14 protein-coding genes are annotated in these 20672 nt (G+C 38.3%); 2 read left to right on the forward strand and 12 right to left on the reverse strand.

Going from position 1 to position 20672, the window contains the following annotated elements; genetic code table 11:
- Positions 1 to 43: 43 nt before the first annotated feature.
- From ZOBGAL_RS22865 to ZOBGAL_RS23440, 8 genes are all read right to left on the reverse strand, one after another.
- The gene (locus ZOBGAL_RS22865; RefSeq protein WP_013995095.1) at positions 44 to 937 is read right to left on the reverse strand and encodes a glycosyltransferase family 2 protein; all 894 of its coding nucleotides are present in this window, start codon (positions 935 to 937) and stop codon (positions 44 to 46) included.
- Positions 938 to 1107: 170 nt separating this feature from the next.
- Entirely contained in the window at positions 1108 to 2646 is a 1539-nt protein-coding gene (locus tag ZOBGAL_RS17745) for a lipopolysaccharide biosynthesis protein (protein WP_013995096.1), read from the reverse strand.
- Entirely contained in the window at positions 2646 to 3653 is a 1008-nt protein-coding gene (locus ZOBGAL_RS22870; RefSeq protein WP_013995097.1) for a glycosyltransferase, read from the reverse strand. Before ZOBGAL_RS22870 ends, ZOBGAL_RS17745 begins: the two co-directional genes overlap by 1 nt.
- Before the next feature lie 170 nt (positions 3654 to 3823).
- The gene (locus ZOBGAL_RS22875; RefSeq protein ID WP_013995098.1) at positions 3824 to 5581 is read right to left on the reverse strand and encodes an Ig-like domain-containing protein; all 1758 of its coding nucleotides are present in this window, start codon (positions 5579 to 5581) and stop codon (positions 3824 to 3826) included.
- A gap of 426 nt (positions 5582 to 6007) precedes the next feature.
- A complete protein-coding gene (locus ZOBGAL_RS17760; protein ID WP_013995099.1) occupies positions 6008 to 7288 on the reverse strand; it encodes a nucleotide sugar dehydrogenase in 1281 nt (426 codons plus the stop codon).
- 6 nt (positions 7289 to 7294) lie between these two features.
- Positions 7295 to 8293 carry an SDR family oxidoreductase gene (locus ZOBGAL_RS17765; RefSeq protein ID WP_013995100.1) on the reverse strand — a complete coding sequence of 333 codons (999 nt, stop codon included), beginning with the start codon at positions 8291 to 8293 and terminating at the stop codon, positions 7295 to 7297.
- 245 nt (positions 8294 to 8538) lie between these two features.
- Positions 8539 to 9648, reverse strand: coding sequence for an alpha/beta hydrolase family protein (locus ZOBGAL_RS17770; protein WP_013995101.1), 1110 nt, complete (start codon positions 9646 to 9648; stop codon positions 8539 to 8541).
- A gap of 260 nt (positions 9649 to 9908) precedes the next feature.
- On the reverse strand, positions 9909 to 11996 hold the full coding sequence (locus ZOBGAL_RS23440; RefSeq protein ID WP_013995102.1) for a pectate lyase, family PL1: 2088 nt from the start codon (positions 11994 to 11996) through the stop codon (positions 9909 to 9911).
- A 551-nt stretch (positions 11997 to 12547) separates the two neighbouring features.
- Here ZOBGAL_RS23440 and ZOBGAL_RS17780 point away from each other — a divergent pair.
- A complete protein-coding gene (locus ZOBGAL_RS17780; protein ID WP_158499748.1) occupies positions 12548 to 13945 on the forward strand; it encodes a DUF2264 domain-containing protein in 1398 nt (465 codons plus the stop codon).
- 40 nt (positions 13946 to 13985) lie between these two features.
- Here ZOBGAL_RS17780 and ZOBGAL_RS17785 read toward each other — a convergent pair whose 3' ends face one another.
- From ZOBGAL_RS17785 to ZOBGAL_RS17800, 4 genes are all read right to left on the reverse strand, one after another.
- A complete protein-coding gene (locus ZOBGAL_RS17785) occupies positions 13986 to 14888 on the reverse strand; it encodes a hypothetical protein (protein ID WP_013995104.1) in 903 nt (300 codons plus the stop codon).
- Between the two features lie 3 nt (positions 14889 to 14891).
- Positions 14892 to 16334, reverse strand: coding sequence for an MBOAT family O-acyltransferase (locus ZOBGAL_RS17790; RefSeq protein ID WP_013995105.1), 1443 nt, complete (start codon positions 16332 to 16334; stop codon positions 14892 to 14894).
- 116 nt (positions 16335 to 16450) lie between these two features.
- Positions 16451 to 17467, reverse strand: coding sequence for an NAD-dependent epimerase (locus tag ZOBGAL_RS17795; RefSeq protein WP_013995106.1), 1017 nt, complete (start codon positions 17465 to 17467; stop codon positions 16451 to 16453).
- On the reverse strand, positions 17464 to 18861 hold the full coding sequence (locus ZOBGAL_RS17800; RefSeq protein ID WP_046288055.1) for a nucleotide sugar dehydrogenase: 1398 nt from the start codon (positions 18859 to 18861) through the stop codon (positions 17464 to 17466). Before ZOBGAL_RS17800 ends, ZOBGAL_RS17795 begins: the two co-directional genes overlap by 4 nt.
- A gap of 402 nt (positions 18862 to 19263) precedes the next feature.
- Here ZOBGAL_RS17800 and ZOBGAL_RS17805 point away from each other — a divergent pair, with 402 nt between their 5' ends.
- Complete coding sequence (locus ZOBGAL_RS17805; protein ID WP_046288056.1) at positions 19264 to 20250, forward strand: UDP-glucuronic acid decarboxylase family protein; 987 nt, start codon at positions 19264 to 19266, stop codon at positions 20248 to 20250.
- Positions 20251 to 20672 lie beyond the last annotated feature (422 nt).

A 20672-nucleotide genomic window follows, 5' to 3' on the forward strand; every position in this document is an offset into this window, starting at 1 on the left:
AGCAAAAGCAGAAACTTATCAATACGAAGATGTAGTTGTTACATTAGATATGCATTAATATTCTTTTAGGTAATGTAATACAAAATGCGATTGCACATGCTAAAAAACGAAGATTACCTAATCGCGTTGTTTTGTCTTTATAAAAAAAACGAGCTTTAATATAATTAAAAGCGACTTTTCTATAATAGGGTTCTCTTAATATTAGGTATGTGTTAACTTTTTCTAATTGGTAGTATGACGAATAGTAGTTTCGTTTTTCTACCTTAAGTCTTGACTTTTTTTGTTGAATAATGCCATCCTTGGTATACCAATAGGTGCGATGAACCATGTTAAGGCATAAAAAATCATAGTCCTTATTAATTATGTTCCAAGTAACACCCGGACCTATATGGGAATTAGGATTGTAATGCATTTTGTATTCTTTCAGAACTTTGGTGCGCCAACTGTGCCATTTTTCTCCAAGCGGGGGAGCGTTACGTTCCAATACTCTTTGCTTAAAATTCACTTGCCAAAAATCAGAGGGGTATTTTTCGCCTATTATTTTGTTGTCTTCATCTTGGACTAAGGTCCAAACTGCTGCAATTTTGTGTCCGTTTTCGGTTTTGTTCACCGTATCCCATACTTGTTTTAAATCTTCTAAAGTCGTAGATATAAATGTGTCGTCATCGTCGGCAATTATAGTAATTGGTCGCGAACATAGGCTCAAACCATAATTGACCGCCGGAGCTTTCCCCATATTAGTTTCTAGTTTGTGATAGGTAATGTTAAATTGGCCAGGTTCTTCTTGCCACTTTCGAACAAGTTCGGAGGTGTGGTCTGTTCCTGCATCATCGATTATAATCCACTCAAAATCTTTTAGGGTTTGTTTTTTTAGTGAATAATAAACCCTATCAATCACATCGGCTCGATTATATGTAGGGGTGAGAATGCTAAACATAGTAAATAACTTAAAATGGAATGCAAAGGAGAAAATATCAATAGGGGTCCATTGCTGAATTTCGGATTGCTAAGATACATTATTTCTATTGGCTAGAATTAATTATCCGTTCAATTTGCAATTGGGATGGATGTATGGTTCAAGTTCTTTAAAATAAACCTAGGCTTCTATTAGAGTTTTAATAAACCATTCTTTAAGCGCTTTATTAAATCTCGGAAAAAGTGATTGCTAGCGTAAAGTATACCTCCGTAAAGAATAATGATTGTACAAGCTACCAAGAAAGAGTAAATCGCAAAATCGTAAAAGTTATTTATGTCAGAGTTAAAAAAACGAATAATAACATATCGGACTAAAAAGTATACAGGAACAAAGGTTAGCAAAAGTTTTAAGAATCCAAGAGCATATTCATAAAAAGGCCAATGAAAGGCTTTTGTAAAGAGGAAATAGGGGCGCCAGAACATAATGATAATGATTAGGCTGCAGCTGGTACCCATTAAGACACCTGTAAGTTCAAATTTATTAACCAAAAGCAGTGACATTCCTAAATTAATAATACTTTGGGCTACAGGAGCCCAAGTATCGGAATATAGCCCATAAGCTTGTTTGAATACATCAACCGGTTGACGCACTTGAAGTATAAAAAAGTTGAGGGCAAAAAAAGCAACGGTGACTTCAGAAAGCACATATTTTTCGCCTAACCAAAGAATGATAAATGGGTTTACTAAAGTAACGATTCCAATCGTTACAATACCCGCGATAAAAAAGCGGAAGGACATTAATTCCCAAAATACCTGTTTAATGGAATTTTCATTTTTTTCGGCCACTAAATTGCCTACACTGGCATTGGTTCCTGAAAAGAATTTGTTCAGTAGGGTGGCAAAGTTGAGAATAATCAGTTGGTAGTTGCCAAAGAAAGCCACGGTCTCGACATTGATAAAGGAGAATATTAAAATATTATCCGTGCCATTGGAGATAAAAGTGCCCAATTTATGTAGGCTAATCTGTTTTATTTTTTTTATGAGTTCGGGGTAGGATTTAAAATCCTTGCTTTTTTGCCCATTGTTGAGAGACAATGATAGCCAAGGGTACTGTTTGGTTGTTTTTTTGCGTAAGGATATGGTAAACATTATGGAACTCAATAGTTCAAGGGTCACCCAGGCAATAAAGCTTTGAAAATAGAATACAAGGATGATCTGTAAAACAATTTTTGTTATGTTATAGCTTTGAAGGTACTTGGCTACCATGTATTCTTTTTGGTCGGCCTGAAACAAAAGCATATGGTAATTAAAAAAATACCCCAATAAGGAACTTGCTAAAAAGGTGAAAAAAGCATAGTAAATAAGAGGTAGGGAGATATCTACATCTTCAAATATGAGCGGAAAGAAGGCAGAAAGTATCAAGGCCAAACCAATGATTGCCCATCCGATTTTTTTATAGATATTACCAAAAAATCGGATGATATGGTTGATCTCTTGGTGGTTTTTATCAAAAATAGGCTTGTAGAGGGTAAAACCAATAGCTGTTCCGATTCCCAGTTCGGCCAGATTTAAGAAGCTTAGGAAGCTTTGAAGGGTAGAGGTAAGGCCCATAAAGTCATCCCCAAGGTTTTCAAGGAAAATTTTTCGGGCAAAGAATTGGGTAAAAATAAAAATGACATGAAAAAAAACGCTAACCTTCGCGTTTTGAATGGTGTTCTTAAGTCTAGACATTATCGTTTTAACAGCATTAACCGGATTTTAATTCGAAGTGCAATTAGTTTGAGAATGATACCGTAAAGCCAAAATGGAGAATATTTAGCTAATAGAGCAAAGAAAGAATTGTTTTTATACTTCAATTTTAATTGATCAATAATCTCTGATTTTATTTCTTTCCTATACGTATAATTTGGATCTAAGTAACTGTGGGAAAATAAACGGTCATAGTGACTTAGAAGTGTCCTGATGAGGTATTGACTAGCAAGGGTCCGCACATTTAGGTTGTAACCCTGTGTACATTCAAAAACATAATAAGGGGCGTCCTTGGCCGCCAATTTTTTCATATTATAAGGACTTCTTGTGATGCTTTCATTTTCCGTGTTATAAATATAGAAGGGCTCTGCAATATATCCTTGCTTTTCGGCTCTATTTAAGATGTCAACGGTAAAAAAAACATCTTGATGAATTTTACCAGGTATAAACCTTAGATTACCTATTAATTCTTTTTTATAGATTCTTCTCCAAACTGACCAATTTTTTTCACGAATTAACCGCTCCATGGCCTTTTCCCTGCTTTCAATGAAGGTGTTTGAATCTGAAACGTTTTGTTTTTTATTTGTAGAGGTTAAACCACATTCAACAACTTCGAGTTCGTTTTCCAGGATAAAATTAATCATGGTCTCAAACATTCTTTCATTTATGGAATCATCACTATCAATAAAAGCAATATAATCACCCGTGGCAAAATCTAGCCCTGTATTTCTAGCTACACTAGACCCTGCATTGGCTTGTTGCACAACCACTATTCTAGAATCGTTCTTTTCTAAAATTTTGCAAATATTGAAGCTTTCATCCGTAGATCCATCATCAACAAGGATGATTTCCATTTGTTTGTAGGTTTGGTTGCAAATGCTTTCGACACAACGCTTTAGATATGGGGCGGCATTGTAAACGGGTACAATAACCGAAAGTGAGGGCTCCTTCCTATTGATTGTTGGGACAGAATCTCTAAATCGAGACATAAGATTTTTTTGCTTTGATAGGTAAATACAAACAACTAATTAATCTGGCAGCTAAGGTGCCGCTTATTACTATTTGCTCTATTCAAGTTACAAAGATGTAAAAAAAAACTGGTTAATCCTCAAAAAATGGTATTCTTCATTTTACTGAAAAATACGAGGAAGTTATTGAGTTAATCTCTAGATAAGAAATGTAAAAATTCTTCTAGGTTGGTGTAGCCATCTTTGTCGTGATCTTTGTTATTGTCTGCAATACCAATAGTGCCTCCGATGTTGACTTCCCAGTCGTCAGCAATACCATCATTGTCCTTGTCATAGTCGGAGGAACGGGAAGAAAACGAAGGGTTTACAAAATCTGTGTTGTCAGTAAAGCTCCATTTTGTTTTTGGAGACCCCGTTCCGGCATAGAAATGATCGATAAGTTGTTGGTCAATACGATCTCTATCCCATGGCTTATATCCAGCTCCATTTTCCCCTAGGACCGTAGCAACAGTCAAGGAAGAAGGAAGTGGGGTTGTTATATTTCCTGTCATTTGTCTCGACTCATTCGCGTTAGCAGCCCATACCGGATCATATTTTCCCTTGGCATGGGTGTAATTTAAATGGATGTTGTCTTTTTCATATACGTATGTTTTTTCAGGCACACAAGTTTTGCAATTTTCCGTATAATCTAGATTTATCATGTAGTCTGATTTGGCTGAACCTCCTGTTGGAACCTTACCAACATTGCCAATCCAGTCGCTTCTTTCCTCGTACATTGCTATAATCAAAGACCAATACTGATTATAACTGACGTTATTAATTACTTCTTTGCCAACAGTTGAATTTCTATAGCTATTTGCTAGGTTCCTTGAATTGTTTAGCCCATAATAGTTCTTGATTATGCTTGTAGATGTCCCTCTGCCTATTAAAGAGCCATAACCTCCGTGACCGCTTATGCATCTTTGAATAGTTATATTGTTGACTCCGGTTAATGCGAAATTTTCGTCGGTACCATAGTAAAAATCACATCTATCTACTATGATATCTTTGATAGGGCCATAAACGTCTCTTATTCTCAAACATTTCAAATCGGTACTTGAACCAAAGCCCCCTCTAATCCTCAAGTTCCTCATAATTACATTAGAGGCGGTCAAAATGATTGATATATTTTGTATTTCAATTCCTTCACCTGGAGCGGTTAATCCATCGATAGTGAAATTACCACTTTTGATGTACCATTCTTCTCCTGAGCCCGAACCTCTTATCGTTCCAGCGACATCAAATATGATAGTCCTAGGTCTGGGGTCTTCCAAAGCATCGCGTAGACTTCCTGGCCCTGAAAGGTTTAGGTTAGTGACTTTTACAACAACACCACCTCTCCCTCCGGTAGTGTATTTTCCAAACCCTTCAGCAGTAGGAAAGGCTTTTAGCTCGTCAAAATCGTTGGATACTATTACCGAGGCTTCCTCGGTTTCTTTTTTTCCGTCTTCTTGTTCGATTTCGGTAGTGTAAGTGAACGAATCTTTTGATTTTTCTTCGGTATCTTCAGAAGGTTCTTCTTCTTCTTCTTCTTCTTCTTCTTCGCTCTCAGCTGGAGTTTCTTGAGGATTGTTCGTCTCTGGTTTTTCGTTTACACCATCCGGAACATAGGTAAGGGTATTGTCATCGTTGATAATAACCGATCCATTTTTAGGTTGCGAGGTTTCTACGATTTTTACTTTTTCGGGATTTTCCAATATGTCGTTTGACAATACGTCTAAAACAATGGCTTCTTTCCCGTTGATTACGTAGGAGTCGTTTATTAAAATGTTACCGGTCAAACGGGCCTGTTCTGCGTCGGAGACAACATACTCAGCGAGTAAATCGGTGTCTTTACTGCATGAGATACTTAAAAATAGTGCAAGTAATAGCATAGTCAAATTAATGACTTTTAGTTTTGTTATTTTCATAAGTAGGTGTTAAGATTTGGGATTTGGGGACCCTTTTCTTATAAATTATTGAATTACATAGATTAATTTTCTTTGTCTGGGGACATATAGCAATTATCCGTTGACAAAATAGTAACCCGTAAAGCCAAATATTGTTGTTGAAACATCATTTTAATAGATGAAATGCACTGTATCTTTTTATAAGATCGATGAACGGTGTATTTCTCATATAAAACGATTCTTTTTAACAAAAAGAGAGAAGTAATAGGGTAGGAAGGATAGGTTACGTATTTGGCTCTTATTTTTTTTATAAATAATTGGTTGGTAGTGTTTTAAAAAAAAATAGAATCGAGAAAAAAAACTAAGGTCCAAGAAAAAAGCCCGACATATGCCGGGCTTTTTTCTTGGACCTTATATAGGTCTCTAATAAAAGAACTAAAACTAAGTTTAAAGTCTACCGTCTACCTTACCTTTTAAGATGCCTTTTACATCGTATAACACACCGTTTTCGTTTAAAAGGGCTCGTAGGTCAATATTTAAAAACTCATTATGGGCAACGGCAAGAACAATGGTATCGTACTTTTCGTTAGGTACTTGGTTTACTATTTCTAGGCCATATTCTTCTTCAACTTCTTCCTTGGAGGCCCATGGGTCGAAGATACTGATATTGGCCCCGTAGCTCTTAAGGTTGGTAATTACGTCTACCGCCTTAGTGTTTCGTACATCGGGACAATTTTCTTTAAAGGTAATACCTAAAACGAGCATTTTGGCTCCTTTTATCTTTATCTCCCGTTGAACCATTAATTTGATAACTTCAGAAGCTACGTATTTCCCCATACCATCATTCATACGCCTACCGGCTAGGATGATTTCGGGGTGATAACCGAACTCTTGTGCTTTTTGGGCGAGATAATAGGGGTCAACACCAATACAATGGCCACCAACCAGTCCGGGTTTGAAGGGCAAGAAGTTCCATTTGGTCCCCGCTGCCTCAAGTACGGCACTCGTGTCAATATCCATTAAATTGAAGATTTTTGCCAATTCGTTTACAAAGGCGATATTGATATCCCTTTGAGAGTTTTCAATTACCTTGGCGGCCTCTGCTACCTTTATGGAGGGGGCAAGGTGGGTGCCGGCAGTGATTACCGAAGCATATAGGGCATTGACTTTTTTTCCGGTTTCCGGAGTAGAGCCCGAAGTAACCTTTAGAATCTTTTCTACGGTATGTTCCTTGTCACCTGGATTGATACGTTCAGGGGAATATCCAACAAAGAAATCTTTGTTAAAGACGAGTCCACTTACTTTTTCGAGTACAGGGATACACTCTTCTTCCGTTACGCCAGGGTATACCGTGGATTCATAGACGACGGTGTCTCCTTTTTTCAACACCTTCCCAACCGTTTCGCTTGATTTGTACAAAGGCGTTAGAACAGGTCTGTTGGTGTGGTCCACAGGAGTGGGGACGGTTACGATGTAATAGTTGCAATCGGAAATTGCCTCCATTTGGTTCGTACAATGTAGCCCGGTTTCCATTTGAGGGGTATCGCGCAACACTTGTTGCAAAATATCGTCTTCTACCTCTAAGGTACTGTCCGTGCCGGATTGCAATTCTTTAATCCGTTCCTCGTTGATGTCAAATCCGATTACCGGATACTTCGTAGCAAATAATCGTGCAAGAGGTAGGCCAACATAACCCAATCCTATTATTGCTATTTTAATATTTTTCATTCTTCTTTATTTTAAATTGTTCCAATACCAATTAACGGCATTTTTGAGTCCGGTTTTTATATCGAATTGAGGCGCGTAGCCTAGCAATTTTTCAGCCTTTTCTATAGACGCCAAAGAGTGGGGGACATCTCCCTTTCTTTCTGGGCCGTAAGTGATATCGATATTTGCAATTTGCGGATCAAATTCACTTAAATAGGTTTTTAGCAAGCTTACAAGTTCGTTCAAATCGGTACGTTCGCCAAAGGCTACGTTGTATACGGTGTTAATGGCTTCTTTGTCCTTTGCCAACAAAGCCCTTATGTTCATTTGAACGACATTGTCGATATACGTAAAATCTCGGGAAAAACTACCATCACCATTTATAACTGGCGACTCATGGGCCATAAGTTGCATGGTAAATTTTGGAATTACGGCCGCATAGGCCCCATTGGGGTCTTGTCTTTGCCCGAAAACATTAAAATATCGTAGCCCTATAGTTTCCAGTCCGTATGTAGAACTGAAAATGTTGGCATATAATTCGTTTACATATTTGGTAATGGCATAAGGGGAAAGAGGTTTCCCTATAACGTCCTCTACTTTCGGCATTGATTTTGAATCCCCATAGGTGGAAGAACTGGCAGCGTATACAAAGCGTTTTACCTTCGCATCCCGGGCAGCGACGAGCATATTCAGAAATCCGGAAACATTTACGTCGTTGCTGGTAATAGGGTCATTTATAGATCGGGGAACGGACCCCAATGCCGCTTGGTGCAATATAAAGTCCACATCGGCACAAGCTTTATGGCAAGTGGATAAATCCCTAATGTCTCCTTCAATAAGGCTAAAGTTAGGGTTGGAGGTAAAGGGGAGGATGTTTTCCCGTTTGCCTGTTGCAAAATTGTCAAGGCAAACGACACGGTTTCCGTTGTCTAATAAGGCTTCGCATAGATTGGATCCGATAAAGCCGGCACCGCCGGTGACTAGTATTTTATGGTTAAGGGAAAGCTCTAAATCTTTTATGGACATAATTTTCAATCGAATTAATTAGTGGTCATTTATATAAATAGGAGGCAAAGTAAACAAAATGATTAGAGAATTACCGTATTAATGGGAAGATCGTCAAAATTATCCGTTGTAGGACATTACGACCGAACTCTTAAGTGAAATTTTTACTTGTTGTCTGTTCTGCTTAAAAAAAAGAAATCCTCGTTTTTTTTCGTTTTTAACATAGTCAATTTTTGCGAATAACCCCATTTGAATCCTACATCTGGCTAATTTGGATGATTAGTACTCAATACATCATCTATTTGTTCAAGAGCTATATCCGATATTTTGTGTTGTTTATGGCTGGTATCGGAATAAAAAAGAAACTTACCACTTCCAAATTCTGATACTTTTTCCGAAACAAAATCTACGTATTTTTTATAATCATCACCTTCAAAACAGCATGAGTCATATTTGTTGAGTATTTGGAACTGGTATCGGTTTTTCCCGGTTGCCCCCATAATATACATGTCTAGATAGTTTACCTTTTGATAGAGGTCTTCATGGGTTTGTTCAAAATCTCCATAATTTCTGGATGGTTTGGAATACCTGACGAACATCGGGTAGGTGCCGGCAACAGGAAAGCTATAGTTTATTCTAGGGTCAAGGGCGGCAGTTACTGTAGTAGTCCATCCCCCACCACTTATGCCGATCATAGCGATTTCGTTATAATTCTGTTTTTTGGCATAATTGACCATGGCCACTACAGGGGCGACAAAGTATTGTAAGGGGTTATCAAGGTATTTTAATTCTTCATGATTTTCTAAATGAATTTTCCCTATTTTTTTTACCTCGATTACAGGATGGTTGTTTTTACCCTTAAGAGGCATTGCTAGGGCATATATGGTAAAGCCTTTTTTAAGGAAGTATTGAATCGTGTTTTTTCCAAGGTTAAATCCTCCGCTATGGCCTTGATGGTAAATTATTAATCTATTGTTTTTAGCATTGGGATGAAAAATATATCCTATGGACTTTAATCCGTGGGCTTGGTTAATTTCAAATTGTTCGATTTTGTCTAGATTTTTTAAGTCAGAGTAAAAATCATCACTAGTATCAAAAACTTTGACAGGCAGTAATTCGGGTAAGCTCTTTGAGCCAAAAACAACATCTCTTAAAACGTTTCTAAGAGAATCAATATTATCTGGCTTTACAGATATTAAGGCTTCAAGGTCGTTCTGTGTATAGACATAGCTTTCCAAAGGATTTGATATTTGTTCTTCAGATATGTCTTGCAAACTTTTGAATAATTCATAAGGAAACACTCTGTACTTTCCAATCATTACTCCGTAAAACAAGGCTAAAAGTAACAAACTTAAATAGAAAGCTTTTTTTATCATGATGGGGTTTCATTCATTTCTCAGCAAAGATAAGATTCGGAATGAATTATAATGTTGAATTTCGTTGAAATCCTGTTCTTTCCCGAAAAGAGGGAGGTTTTAAAGAGAGAGTGAAATTTATGACCTTAAAGTGGTGGTTCTAGCAAAAACAAACAGGGAAGAACCTGAATTGAGGTGCTTCCCTGTTTTTTTACTTGCAGTCTTTTTTATTAAACAATAATTATCGAGTGTGTTGATTTATAGTTATAACCTATTTTAAATTAGTTGTTGGCGAGGTAGTATAAAAAATCTTCCAAATTGGTGTAACCATCTCCGTTTCGGTCTTTATTGCCATCGTTTTTATCATTAGGGTTGAGTCCGTGGGCTTTTTCCCAGTCATCGGACATACCGTCCTTATCGCTATCTTTATAGGCCGTGCCGTTGTTGATGCTAGGAAAGGAACCGTTACTTTTCAATGAGCCACTACCGTTTTTATAGTGATTAATTAAACGCGAATCCACAGCATCTCTTTTAGGAACACTAGCGCCAACACGGGGTAGTAACTTATCATCTAGACTACTAGCATTTGTTGCTTTATAGTCTGATTTATTTACTGGAGAGGAGATGAGGTACGGTTTTATCTCCCAACGGTATACTCCTAATAACTCAGTGTCGATGATATTATCCTTGAGATAAGCACGTGTAGTTTCAATTCGATTTGTGTTGCTTCTTTCTATGGCAGGAGGGCTCAAGGTAATAGCATATTCGGTAGAAGTTTTAAAGTCTTTGGATAATTTGTATTTATTGCCAATAGCATTAAAAGTCATACCTTCGGTACCTGCTGTGGCCCATTTAAAGCCATAGACAATATTGTTGATTTGTTCAAAAGTTAAATCTTTATGCTCAACAGAACCAGCCATAATATTTCTGCTATTGTTCAAGGCAAATAGATTGTTTATAAATGATACATTTTTTGAGTCTCCCATTAAAACAGCTCTGACACTTTCTCCTATAACAGAATTTTGAACGGTAATATTTTTTGCGTTAGATATTGAAATATTTTCATCATCAGCCCAAGAAATAGAACAATGGTCGATTATTACATCTTTAAGTCCATTCGGTTCGAAAGATTTAATCTTTATTCCATCTGAGTTATCGTCATCGTTTCCATTGTCGCCCATTCTAATTCTTAGGTGACGAACGATAACATTTCCAGTTCCAATTCTTAATTCACCTCCTTTAATAAGTATCCCGTCCCCAGGTGCGGTTTGGCCGGCGATAGTGACATTTTCTGAGCCAGGATAAATAGGTAAATGTGATTTTGCTTTAATAGTTCCTCCTACTTTAAAAACAATAGTTCTAGTTTGTTTCATTTCCAAGGCTGCCCGAAGACTTCCAGGACCTGAATCGTTTAAGTTGGTAACTTCAACCACAATACCTCCACGGCCTCCTGTGGCATTTTTCCCAAAACCTTCAGCGGTAGGGAAAGCCTTTAATTCACTAAAGGCCTTGGTTGTTACAGTCACATTGACCTCCTCGGTGACTACATTGCCTTCTTCGTCGGTGGTTTCGGTGGTATAGGTAAAGGAGTCATCAACTTCCTCTTGGGCCGCGGCTTCGGCAGCGGCTTTTTCTTGGGCTTCTTTTTCAGCTTGGGCTTTTGCTTCCGCTTCCGCTTTTTCTTGGGCTTCTCTTTCAGCTTGGGCCTTTGCTTCTGCTTCTGCTTTTTCTTGGGCTTCTCTTTCGGCCTGGGCCTTTGCTTCTGCTTCTGCTTTTTCTTGGGCTTCTCTCTCAGCCTGGGCTTGGGCTTCCGCTTCTGTTTTTTCTTGGGCCTCCCTTTCCGCTTGTGCCTTTGCTTCAGCTTCGGCTTTTTCCTGGGCTTCCCTTTCTGCTTGAGCCTTTGCTTCCGCTTCGGCCTTTTCTTGGGCCTCTCTTTCTGCTTGGGCTTTTGCTTCTTCTTCGGCTTCTACTTGCGCTTGTTCCTGTAAAGCCTGGGCCTCCTCTTTTTCACGGGCCTTGCGTTCGGCCTCAGCCGCTTCGGCCTCTTCCTGTGCCGATCTGTCCCCTAGGACATAGGTAATGGTGTTATCGTCATTAATGACTACATAACCATTTTTGGGTTCCGATACTCCGATGATCTTAACATTGTTGGGGTTGGAGAACCTATCATTGGAAAGCACATCCATAGTAATACGTCCGTTTTCCCCTACCTTATAAAAATCATTGACCCCAAGGGGACTTTCATTGGTTGGGGCCGAAGCATCTAAATAGCTTTCAAGGAGTTCGGTGTCTTTGGAACAGGAAAAAAGAGTTAAGGTGGATAACAAGGAAAGGGTTATCCTTTTACTAGTGGGGTGGGAAAAATTCATAAGTGTTCAGTTGAATAGGAAATATGATTTACCGATTTAATTTTGGACCAATACGTTTTTATTGTCGACAAAAGAACAAAAAAAATCGATGAAATGTGTTAATAAATTGTATAGATTATGTTTTTCATCGAGGGTTGTACGGATTTTAAGTACACTTTGGACGTTGAATGGTATAAAAAATCGATAAAATACGTTTTTTATTAACATTTCATCTGTCTTTTGTTGTTATATAAGCATGAGGAGGTAAATGACTTAAAAGGGAGTTAAACGGACAAAGGCATTTTAGAGACCTCTTTTAATCAGGAGGGAATTAAAAAGAAAGCCTTTGGCAGAAGTTTTTTTTGCAAACCACCAAGGTTTACTTTTAATTTAGGAATTTAGCGCTTTATAACAGGGTTGGACCAATGTTGGGACAAAGGAGTAATCTAAACCTTTGTTTGCCTTAAATTAATTGTGTATACGGAATGCGAAAGATAAAATTAGTACCAATACTTATAGTTGTATTTTTTTTAGGCCTTAGTCTTTATTGGTGGAGGTTGCAACGCGTCAAAGTGGAGAATTGGGAAAATAAGATTTCCGCTTTTGAAAATGCAGAATCTTATGATAAAGAGGTAAAAACTGTTTTTCTGGATACACTTTCCTATGCGCCACGTGAACGGTTTAAAAAATTATTTGAGTACTTCTTTAGGGGGTATCAAGAATACAAGTCTAAGAGTGGGGCTTTGGTCTATTATCCAGGGGAATTTAGTGGTGGCGGTCAAAGTATTAATGCTTTGGAAGGTTTTTCCCGATTCTTTCCCTTAGGGTGTTCATATGTGTTAAATACCCAAAATGCCCCTATGGAAATGGAAGGGAATGCTACTAATATAGCCGAGCTATTCCGTAAAGCGGTTTTAAAAGGTTCTGATCCTAGGTCGACGGAATATTGGGGGGTGATTGGGGATTATGATCAGAAACTAGCTGAAGCCGCAGATATAGCCTTAGGTTTGTGGATTTCCAAGGAATTTATCTGGGATACGTTTGATGAAGGTGAAAAGGAACAGGTTTATACTTGGCTGATGCAGATTAGGGAAAAAAAACATGGGGATAACAATTGGAATTTATTTCCGGTAATGGTGGTAAAATCTTTAGAGGCTCTTGGAATGGCCGAACCGAAAGATGTGGAGGTGGCCCATAAAAAATTCGAGCGATATATAAAAAAAGACTATTTGGGGAAGGGGTGGTTTAAAGATGGGGAAGCACCTCCTGATTATTACAATGCCTGGGCCATACAGTATTGTTTGTTTTGGCTTAATCAAATGCACCCTGATTTCCATTCGGAATTTATTTGTAAGGCCAACGCGGATTTTTCCGAATTTTTTAAACATTTTTTTGGTCCCGAGGGTTTTCCTATGATGGGGCGCAGTGTTTGTTATCGAATGGCGGTGCCGTCTCCAATAATTGCGGCCTCGTTGTTGAATCAAGAAGTGGTTTCTCCAGGCGAGGCATTACGGGCATTGGATTATACTTGGTCTTATTTTATTTCGAACGGAGCTCTATCCAAAGGGAAGGTGACCCAAGGTTTTTATTCTGACGATTTGAGTGTTCTTAATTCGTATTCCGGAGCGGGAAGCTGCCTATGGTCTTTACGGTCCCTCGTTACGGCGTTTTACGTGGATTCTAAAACAAACCTATTGGAGGTGCAACCTCAAAAACTGCCTGTGGAAATTGAGGATTTTCAACTAAGGAACGAAAGGATTGATTGGGTTATCAGTGGCGACCAAGAGACGGGGGTAATTACCTTGGAAATTTTATCCAATCCCTTAGAGCCTGTTCTAGAGCTCAAACCGTATTCGAATTGGGATGCTTTTTTAGAGACCCTTTGGCAGTATCCCCATAGGCCTAACAACAAAAAAGCGTTGTATGAAAATCGATTTTATACCACCGAGAACAAGATTTTTTTGGATTAACAGTGAAAGGAAAAGTTGAAAAATAGTTTTTATATAAAGATTACTTTAGTTTGAGCTCCAAATCTTTTGCTATCTGTAAAGCAGCTTTTTTATGGCCAAAGCAGGTCCAATGCGGGTCGTAATCAAAGGACCATTCTTCGTTTTTGGACTCTTTCAGTAGAATATACTTATATCCCATATTTTTACATAACTCTATAATATTATGGTCTGTATCTGGGCGAAAAACTAAAATCCGATTATTTGTTCGATTTGAGTCGTTAAAGAATGAGAGTAAAATTTTATAGGGCTCTAAATAGGAAAGAACCTTTTTTTTCTTGGTCTTTTTGGTCTTAATATTTTTACGCTGCCAATAGTTGCTGTAGAGATAGTAAATAAATTTACATGTGTATAGTGCATTTTTTGCAAAAGAAGACTTTAGTTTTGCTTTTGTTATTTTCTTTTTTGATATGTCGAATTGTGTGAGCTGAGTGTTTGGGCTAATTTGAACTATGCTCTCTTTGAAATCGATATCATCAACATAAAGTAATTGATATAAGGGTTTCAGGGAATCAAGTTGGTCTGCAATCATAGTTGCTTCTAGAAAATTAACTCCTGAACGAGAGGCTTCCAAGAAATTGAATTGAGGCAATTTTTTCTTTAAGTACATGTTTTGGTGACACGAATCGGGATTCATGAAATTTTCCACAAAAGAATCTCCAATTATAGTGATTAAGCTATCTGTGGAGTTGGGTAAAATACCTGGCCAGCCCAACTTGTTAATCTGCCACTTATGTTGTCCTCCCTTCCATTTTCCGGATTGGTTTGGGATGTATTTTTGTATTCCCCATTGATCAATACTTCTTTTGGGGATGTCTGGGCTAATGACAAAAAAGCGAGCTATTAATTCGCCAACAATCATGCCGAGAACTAAAAAAAGAAAAACGGTTGTGATAAACTTTTTCATTTATTAAAATTGAAAGTAAATGAATTCTTGTTGTGAGCCTCCAAACGAGAAAATAATGATAATAATTCCTATATAAGCTCCCCATCGGATAGGTCTATGTTTTAATAATCCGTTGCCGTAGATTTCAAGACCGTGATTTTTTTCTCTTTGAAGCCATTCTGTGATAATAAACAGGGCAAGCAAGGCTATTAGGGTCGTGGGTAATATTTGTGGTTGAGAGAAAAGGGTTGTGTCGAAAATATTGGCTAAATAACTTAGTGCGTGAGCCACATTTTCAGCCCTAAAAAAGACCCATGCCAAGACTGTTAAAAGAAATGTATAGATTATTTGTAGAATTTCCTTAAAGTTTGGCAAGTATTTGCCTTGGGCTACAATATCTATATTCTGTCGGTTTTTGCCAGAGAGCATTAGGGGTAAAAAGTAAATAGCGTTTAAGGCTCCCCAAACAAGAAATGTCCAATTCGCTCCGTGCCAAAAGCCACTTACCAAGAAAATGATAAAGGTGTTACGGATTTTCATCCAGGTACCTCCCCGGCTTCCGCCAAGAGGGATATAAAGATAGTCTCTAAACCAAGTTGATAAGGAGATGTGCCATCTTCTCCAAAATTCAGCGATATCCCTGGAAAAATAGGGAAAAGCAAAATTTTTCATTAAATCAAAACCAAACAACCTTGATGTGCCAATGGCGATATCGGAGTATCCTGAGAAATCGCCATAGATTTGAAAGGTAAAGAAAAAAGCACCTAGCAATAAGGTGCTTCCGGAATATTCTCCTGAATTATTGAATATTTCATTGGCATATTCCGCGCAATTGTCGGCAATCACAATTTTTTTAAACAGGCCCCATAAGATTTGACGCATACCGTCTACCGCTTTTGAATAATCAAAAACTCGCTTCTTGTAGAATTGTGGCAGTAAATGGGTGGCCCTTTCAATTGGTCCTGCAACGAGTTGTGGAAAGAAACAAACAAAGGCGGAAAAAGCGATAAAATCCCTTGTTGGTTCTAGTTGCTTTCTGTAAACGTCTATAGTATAGCTTAAAGTCTGGAAGGTATAAAAACTGATACCAACAGGTAAAATAATATTAAGGGATTGAACATTGATTTCTTGACCAAAGAAAGAATAGGCGGAGACAAAATTATCTAGAAAAAAATTATAATATTTAAAGAAGCCTAAAAAACCTAGATTAACAGAAATGCTAGTCCATAATAGAATTTTTCGTATTAACGGTCTGTTTTCTTTTGATAAAGCTACACCGATTGAGTAATCAACAAAAGTGCTAAAGGCAATTAAACCAAGAAATTTCCAATCCCACCAACCATAGAAGAAATAACTGGCGACTACAATAAGGAAATTTTGAAGATTAATATTTTTATTAAAAACAAACCAGTATAAAATAAATACTATTGGTAGGAAAAGTGCGAAATCTACAGAATTGAATAGCATATTTTTTTTAAATAGGTTGATGCCCTGTTATAAAAGATAGGATTTTAGATTTTGAGTATTTGAAAATCAATAAAAAGCCTCAATATTTATTGAGGCTTTTTACATTAAAAGTAAATCTATTTTTTATAATAGTTTTTATACCACTCAATAAATTTCTGGACACCTTCGACTACGCTGGTATTGGGCTGGTAGTCGTAGTCCCTAATCAGGTCATTTACATCGGCCCAGGTACGTTCAACATCTCCTGGCTGCATGGGCATCAACTCTTTTGTGGCTTTTTGCCCCATACTGCTCTCGATGGCTTCTATAAAATCGGTTAATTTAACGGCATTATTATTGCCGATATTATAGATTTCGTACAAATCCCTATTACGAACCGTTTTGGTGAGTACACGTACAATCCCTTCAACAATATCGTCGACATAGGTAAAGTCGCGTTCCATCTTACCATGGTTGAATACCTGTATCGGATTGCCTTTGGCAATGGCATCGGTAAACAGGAACAGGGCCATGTCGGGACGTCCCCAAGGGCCATATACCGTGAAAAATCGGAGTCCCGTGGTTGCAAACCCGAACAAATGGCTATAGGTGTGGGCCATAAGTTCATTACTCTTTTTGCTTGCGGCATACAGGCTTATCGGATGGTCTACACTATCTGAAGTGGAAAAAGGTATTTTTTCGTTCAAACCATAGACACTGGAGCTACTGGCGTAAACTAAGTGTTCGACTTTATTGTGTCTGCAACACTCTAGTAAATTCAGGTAGCCCACAATATTACTATCAATGTAGGTCTCTGGATTTTCAATGCTGTAACGGACACCGGCTTGCGCAGCCAAATTACAGACCCGGTCCACTTTCTCTTCCTTAAAAAGTTTGGGAAGGGCGTCCCGGTCTTCGAGGTTCATTCGAACAAAAGAAAATTTGTCACCATAGATGGAGCCGTAACATTTTTTACGAAATGTTTGGGCATCGCTCCGTTCAATGCCCAATTGCTTCAGACGGTCGTATTTGAGGTTTACATCGTAATAATCGTTGATGTTATCTAGGCCGACGACCTCAAAACCTTGATGCAAGAGTTTTTCACAGAGATGATATCCTATAAAACCGGCTGCACCGGTGACAAGAATTTTCATGATTGTCCTATTTTGTAGTATTGGAAGCCTTTTTCTTCCATTTCTTCTTTTGATAATAGGCGACGGCCGTCGAAAACAAAGGCAGGTTTTAACATTTTTTCAAAAATCGTATCCCAAGAATAGGTCTTGAATTCATCCCATTCGGTTAGAATGGCTATGGCATGCGCCTCTTGAACGGCTTCCATAGGGTCGTTTACTACCGTAAGGAGTTGTCGGTTCTCTTCGGGAGTCCTTGTATCTAGGTAATCCAAATCGGCATAAATTCTATCGGCCGAAACTTTTGGGTCGTATACCACAATTTCCGCCTTTTCTTCAAGTAGGGCATCGGCTATGTTAATGGCGGCGGATTCCCTAGTATCATTGGTATCCTTTTTAAAGGCCCATCCGAAGAAAACAATTTTCTTGCCTGAAACCGTGTTGTATAAGGTTGAAATTATATTTTCGGCAAAACGTCTTTTTTGATAATCGTTCATAATGATGACCTGTTCCCAATAATCGGCAACCTCATTAAGTCCGAAAGTTCTTGATATATACACCAAGTTCAGGATGTCCTTTTGAAAGCAAGAGCCTCCAAAACCAACAGAGGCATTTAGGAATTTAGGTCCAATTCTACTGTCGGTGCCAATCGCCCTTGACACCTCCGCCACATTGGCATCGGTACGTTCACATAATGCTGAAATGGCATTGATGGAAGAAACCCTTTGTGCCAAAAATGCGTTGGCAACCAATTTAGAGAGCTCGGAAGACCATACATTGGTCTGTAAAACACGCTCTTTGGGAAGCCAATGTTCGTAAATGGAACTGAGGGTGTCCTTAGCTTCTTGTCCCGAAGGTGTTTCGTCACCGCCGATCAACACCCGGTCGGCATGGAGCAAATCTTCTATGGCAGTACCTTCGGCCAAAAATTCAGGGTTGGAAAGAATTTCGAATTTTACGCCATTCCCGGTGTTTTCCAAAATACTTTTGATCGCACTGGCCGTTCGTACCGGTAATGTAGATTTTTCTACGACTATTTTATCGGTTTTGGCCACTTTGGCGATATTACGGGCACAGAGCTCTACAAATTTTAAATCTGCTGCCTGCCCTTTCCCTTTTCCATAGGTCTTTGTTGGGGTGTTTACCGATATGAAAATAATCTCGGCCTCATCTATGGCTTTGTCCACTTCAGTGGAGAAGAAAAGGTTCTTTCCCCTGGTTTTTTCAACTATTTCTTTTAGCCCTGGCTCGTAGACGGGTAAATTATCTAGGTCCGAATCATTCCATTGGTCGATTCTGGCTTGGTTAATGTCCACAACAGTTACCGTAATTTCAGGACACTGGCTGGCAATAACGGACATGGTTGGTCCACCTACATATCCTGCACCGATACAGCATATTTTATTTACTTTTTTCATGGATAGGTTCATTTTATTAGGTTGCAAAGATTACTAAATAACTCAAAACTACCTTGCATTTTTTCGGTTAAAAAGATTTATTTCAAGATTATGTGTTACAAATGGGACTAATTTATCGATGTATTAATAATCATGAGGTGGAATACGATTTATTTTTATAGGGCTTGTAATTGAAGCAAGCCGATACTTGTCTGAAATTATATACGAAGCATTTATAGAATAAGACTATTTACCTTTTATCTTAAATATTTGAAGTTCATAGCATTTTGAGAAAAAAACGTCTTGGGTTTGATACAATGTATTTATATTCGTGCCGATTGTAATGCCAACTAGTGATAAATGGTTCTGCTTTTCAATGTTAAAGTATCTGGCATTCGTTGGGCGGAATATTAAATGTACGAAATGAAGAAAATACTGATTACCGGGGCGGCCGGTTTTTTAGGATCCCATCTGTGTGACCGATTTATAAAGGAGGGATATTATGTAATTGCTATGGATAACCTGATTACAGGCGACTTGCGTAACATTGAGCATCTTTTTAAGTTAGAGAACTTTGAGTTTTACCATCACGATGTTACTAAATTCGTGAATGTGCCAGGGAAATTGGACTATATTCTTCATTTTGCCTCTCCGGCCAGTCCGATCGATTATTTAAAGATTCCGATTCAGACCTTGAAGGTGGGGGCATTGGGAACCCATAACCTATTGGGCTTGGCCAAGGTTAAAAACGCCAGGATATTAATTGCCTCTACTTCCGAAATATACGGGGATCCCTTGGTTCACCCTCAGACGGAAGAATATTATGGTAATGTGAATACCATTGGCCCTAGAGGGGTTTACGATGAAGCCAAAAGGTTTATGGAATCTATTACCATGGCTTATAATCGCTTTCATGGTCTTGAAACACGAATAGTTAGAATATTTAATACCTATGGGCCTAGAATGCGACTGAATGATGGTAGGGTAATACCTGCGTTTATTGGACAGGCCTTGCGAGGTGAAGATTTGACCGTGTTCGGTGATGGTAGTCAAACCCGTTCCTTTTGTTATGTCGATGATGAAGTGGAAGGGATATACCGTCTATTGCTCAGCGATTATGATATGCCCGTAAATATTGGTAACCCACATGAAATTACTATTAAGGATTTTGCGGAGGAAATTGTAAAGTTGACCGGTACCGACCAGAAGGTTATTTATAAGCCTCTACCGCAAGATGACCCAATGCAAAGGCAACCTGATATTACAAAGGCCAAAGAGATCCTAGGCTGGGAGCCCAAGGTGTCCCGTGCGGAAGGCATGAAAAAGACCTACGAGTATTTCAAATCCTTGCCGGAAGATGAACTGTATAAAAAAGAACACAAGGATTTTAAGGATTATAATCGAATCTAAGAAACCTTGGAAATGAACTTATGGGGAGCGGTGTTTCGTATTGGCTTCGCTCCTTTTTTTTGTTCTAAGCCTTTGGTTTTGATGTTTTTATAGGGAGAATGCCTTTGGGTTTCCTATTTTTGAAAGAATTTAGGGGTGAAAAAAACACATCTAATATTCGTTTTATATCGTACATATGTGACTCAAGGTTGATGTTGGAGTTCGGTGTAAGGTGTGATTAGCCGATTTTTTGGGGCGTACAACAAAATTAATGAAGGGTTCTAATGTTAAGGTTTAGTTTTGTTTTTGATAATCAAGGAAGTATTGCTTGGCAATATTGAGATTATATTTATATGTTTGGCCGCCATGGATTTGAAAATGTCGGCAACCCCCAAACGATAATGAACTAAAAACCAATTTCCGGTGAAAACTATTGTAAAAGA

It is taken from the genome of Zobellia galactanivorans (assembly GCF_000973105.1).
In the GTDB taxonomy this organism is placed as follows: Bacteria; Bacteroidota; Bacteroidia; order Flavobacteriales; family Flavobacteriaceae; genus Zobellia; species Zobellia galactanivorans.

What these genes read in the sequence shown, in the direction of transcription:
- ZOBGAL_RS22865 (WP_013995095.1), bottom strand. Translation starts at nt 937, where the DNA reads ATGTTTAGCATTCTCACCCCTACATATAATCGAGCCGATGTGATTGAT.
- ZOBGAL_RS17745 (WP_013995096.1), bottom strand. Translation starts at nt 2,646, where the DNA reads ATGTCTAGACTTAAGAACACCATTCAAAACGCGAAGGTTAGCGTTTTT.
- ZOBGAL_RS22870 (WP_013995097.1), bottom strand. Translation starts at nt 3,653, where the DNA reads ATGTCTCGATTTAGAGATTCTGTCCCAACAATCAATAGGAAGGAGCCC.
- ZOBGAL_RS22875 (WP_013995098.1), bottom strand. Translation starts at nt 5,581, where the DNA reads ATGAAAATAACAAAACTAAAAGTCATTAATTTGACTATGCTATTACTT.
- ZOBGAL_RS17760 (WP_013995099.1), bottom strand. Translation starts at nt 7,288, where the DNA reads ATGAAAAATATTAAAATAGCAATAATAGGATTGGGTTATGTTGGCCTA.
- ZOBGAL_RS17765 (WP_013995100.1), bottom strand. Translation starts at nt 8,293, where the DNA reads ATGTCCATAAAAGATTTAGAGCTTTCCCTTAACCATAAAATACTAGTC.
- ZOBGAL_RS17770 (WP_013995101.1), bottom strand. Translation starts at nt 9,648, where the DNA reads ATGATAAAAAAAGCTTTCTATTTAAGTTTGTTACTTTTAGCCTTGTTT.
- ZOBGAL_RS23440 (WP_013995102.1), bottom strand. Translation starts at nt 11,996, where the DNA reads ATGAATTTTTCCCACCCCACTAGTAAAAGGATAACCCTTTCCTTGTTA.
- ZOBGAL_RS17785 (WP_013995104.1), bottom strand. Translation starts at nt 14,888, where the DNA reads ATGAAAAAGTTTATCACAACCGTTTTTCTTTTTTTAGTTCTCGGCATG.
- ZOBGAL_RS17790 (WP_013995105.1), bottom strand. Translation starts at nt 16,334, where the DNA reads ATGCTATTCAATTCTGTAGATTTCGCACTTTTCCTACCAATAGTATTT.
- ZOBGAL_RS17795 (WP_013995106.1), bottom strand. Translation starts at nt 17,467, where the DNA reads ATGAAAATTCTTGTCACCGGTGCAGCCGGTTTTATAGGATATCATCTC.
- ZOBGAL_RS17800 (WP_046288055.1), bottom strand. Translation starts at nt 18,861, where the DNA reads ATGAAAAAAGTAAATAAAATATGCTGTATCGGTGCAGGATATGTAGGT.
- ZOBGAL_RS17805 (WP_046288056.1), top strand. Translation starts at nt 19,264, where the DNA reads ATGAAGAAAATACTGATTACCGGGGCGGCCGGTTTTTTAGGATCCCAT.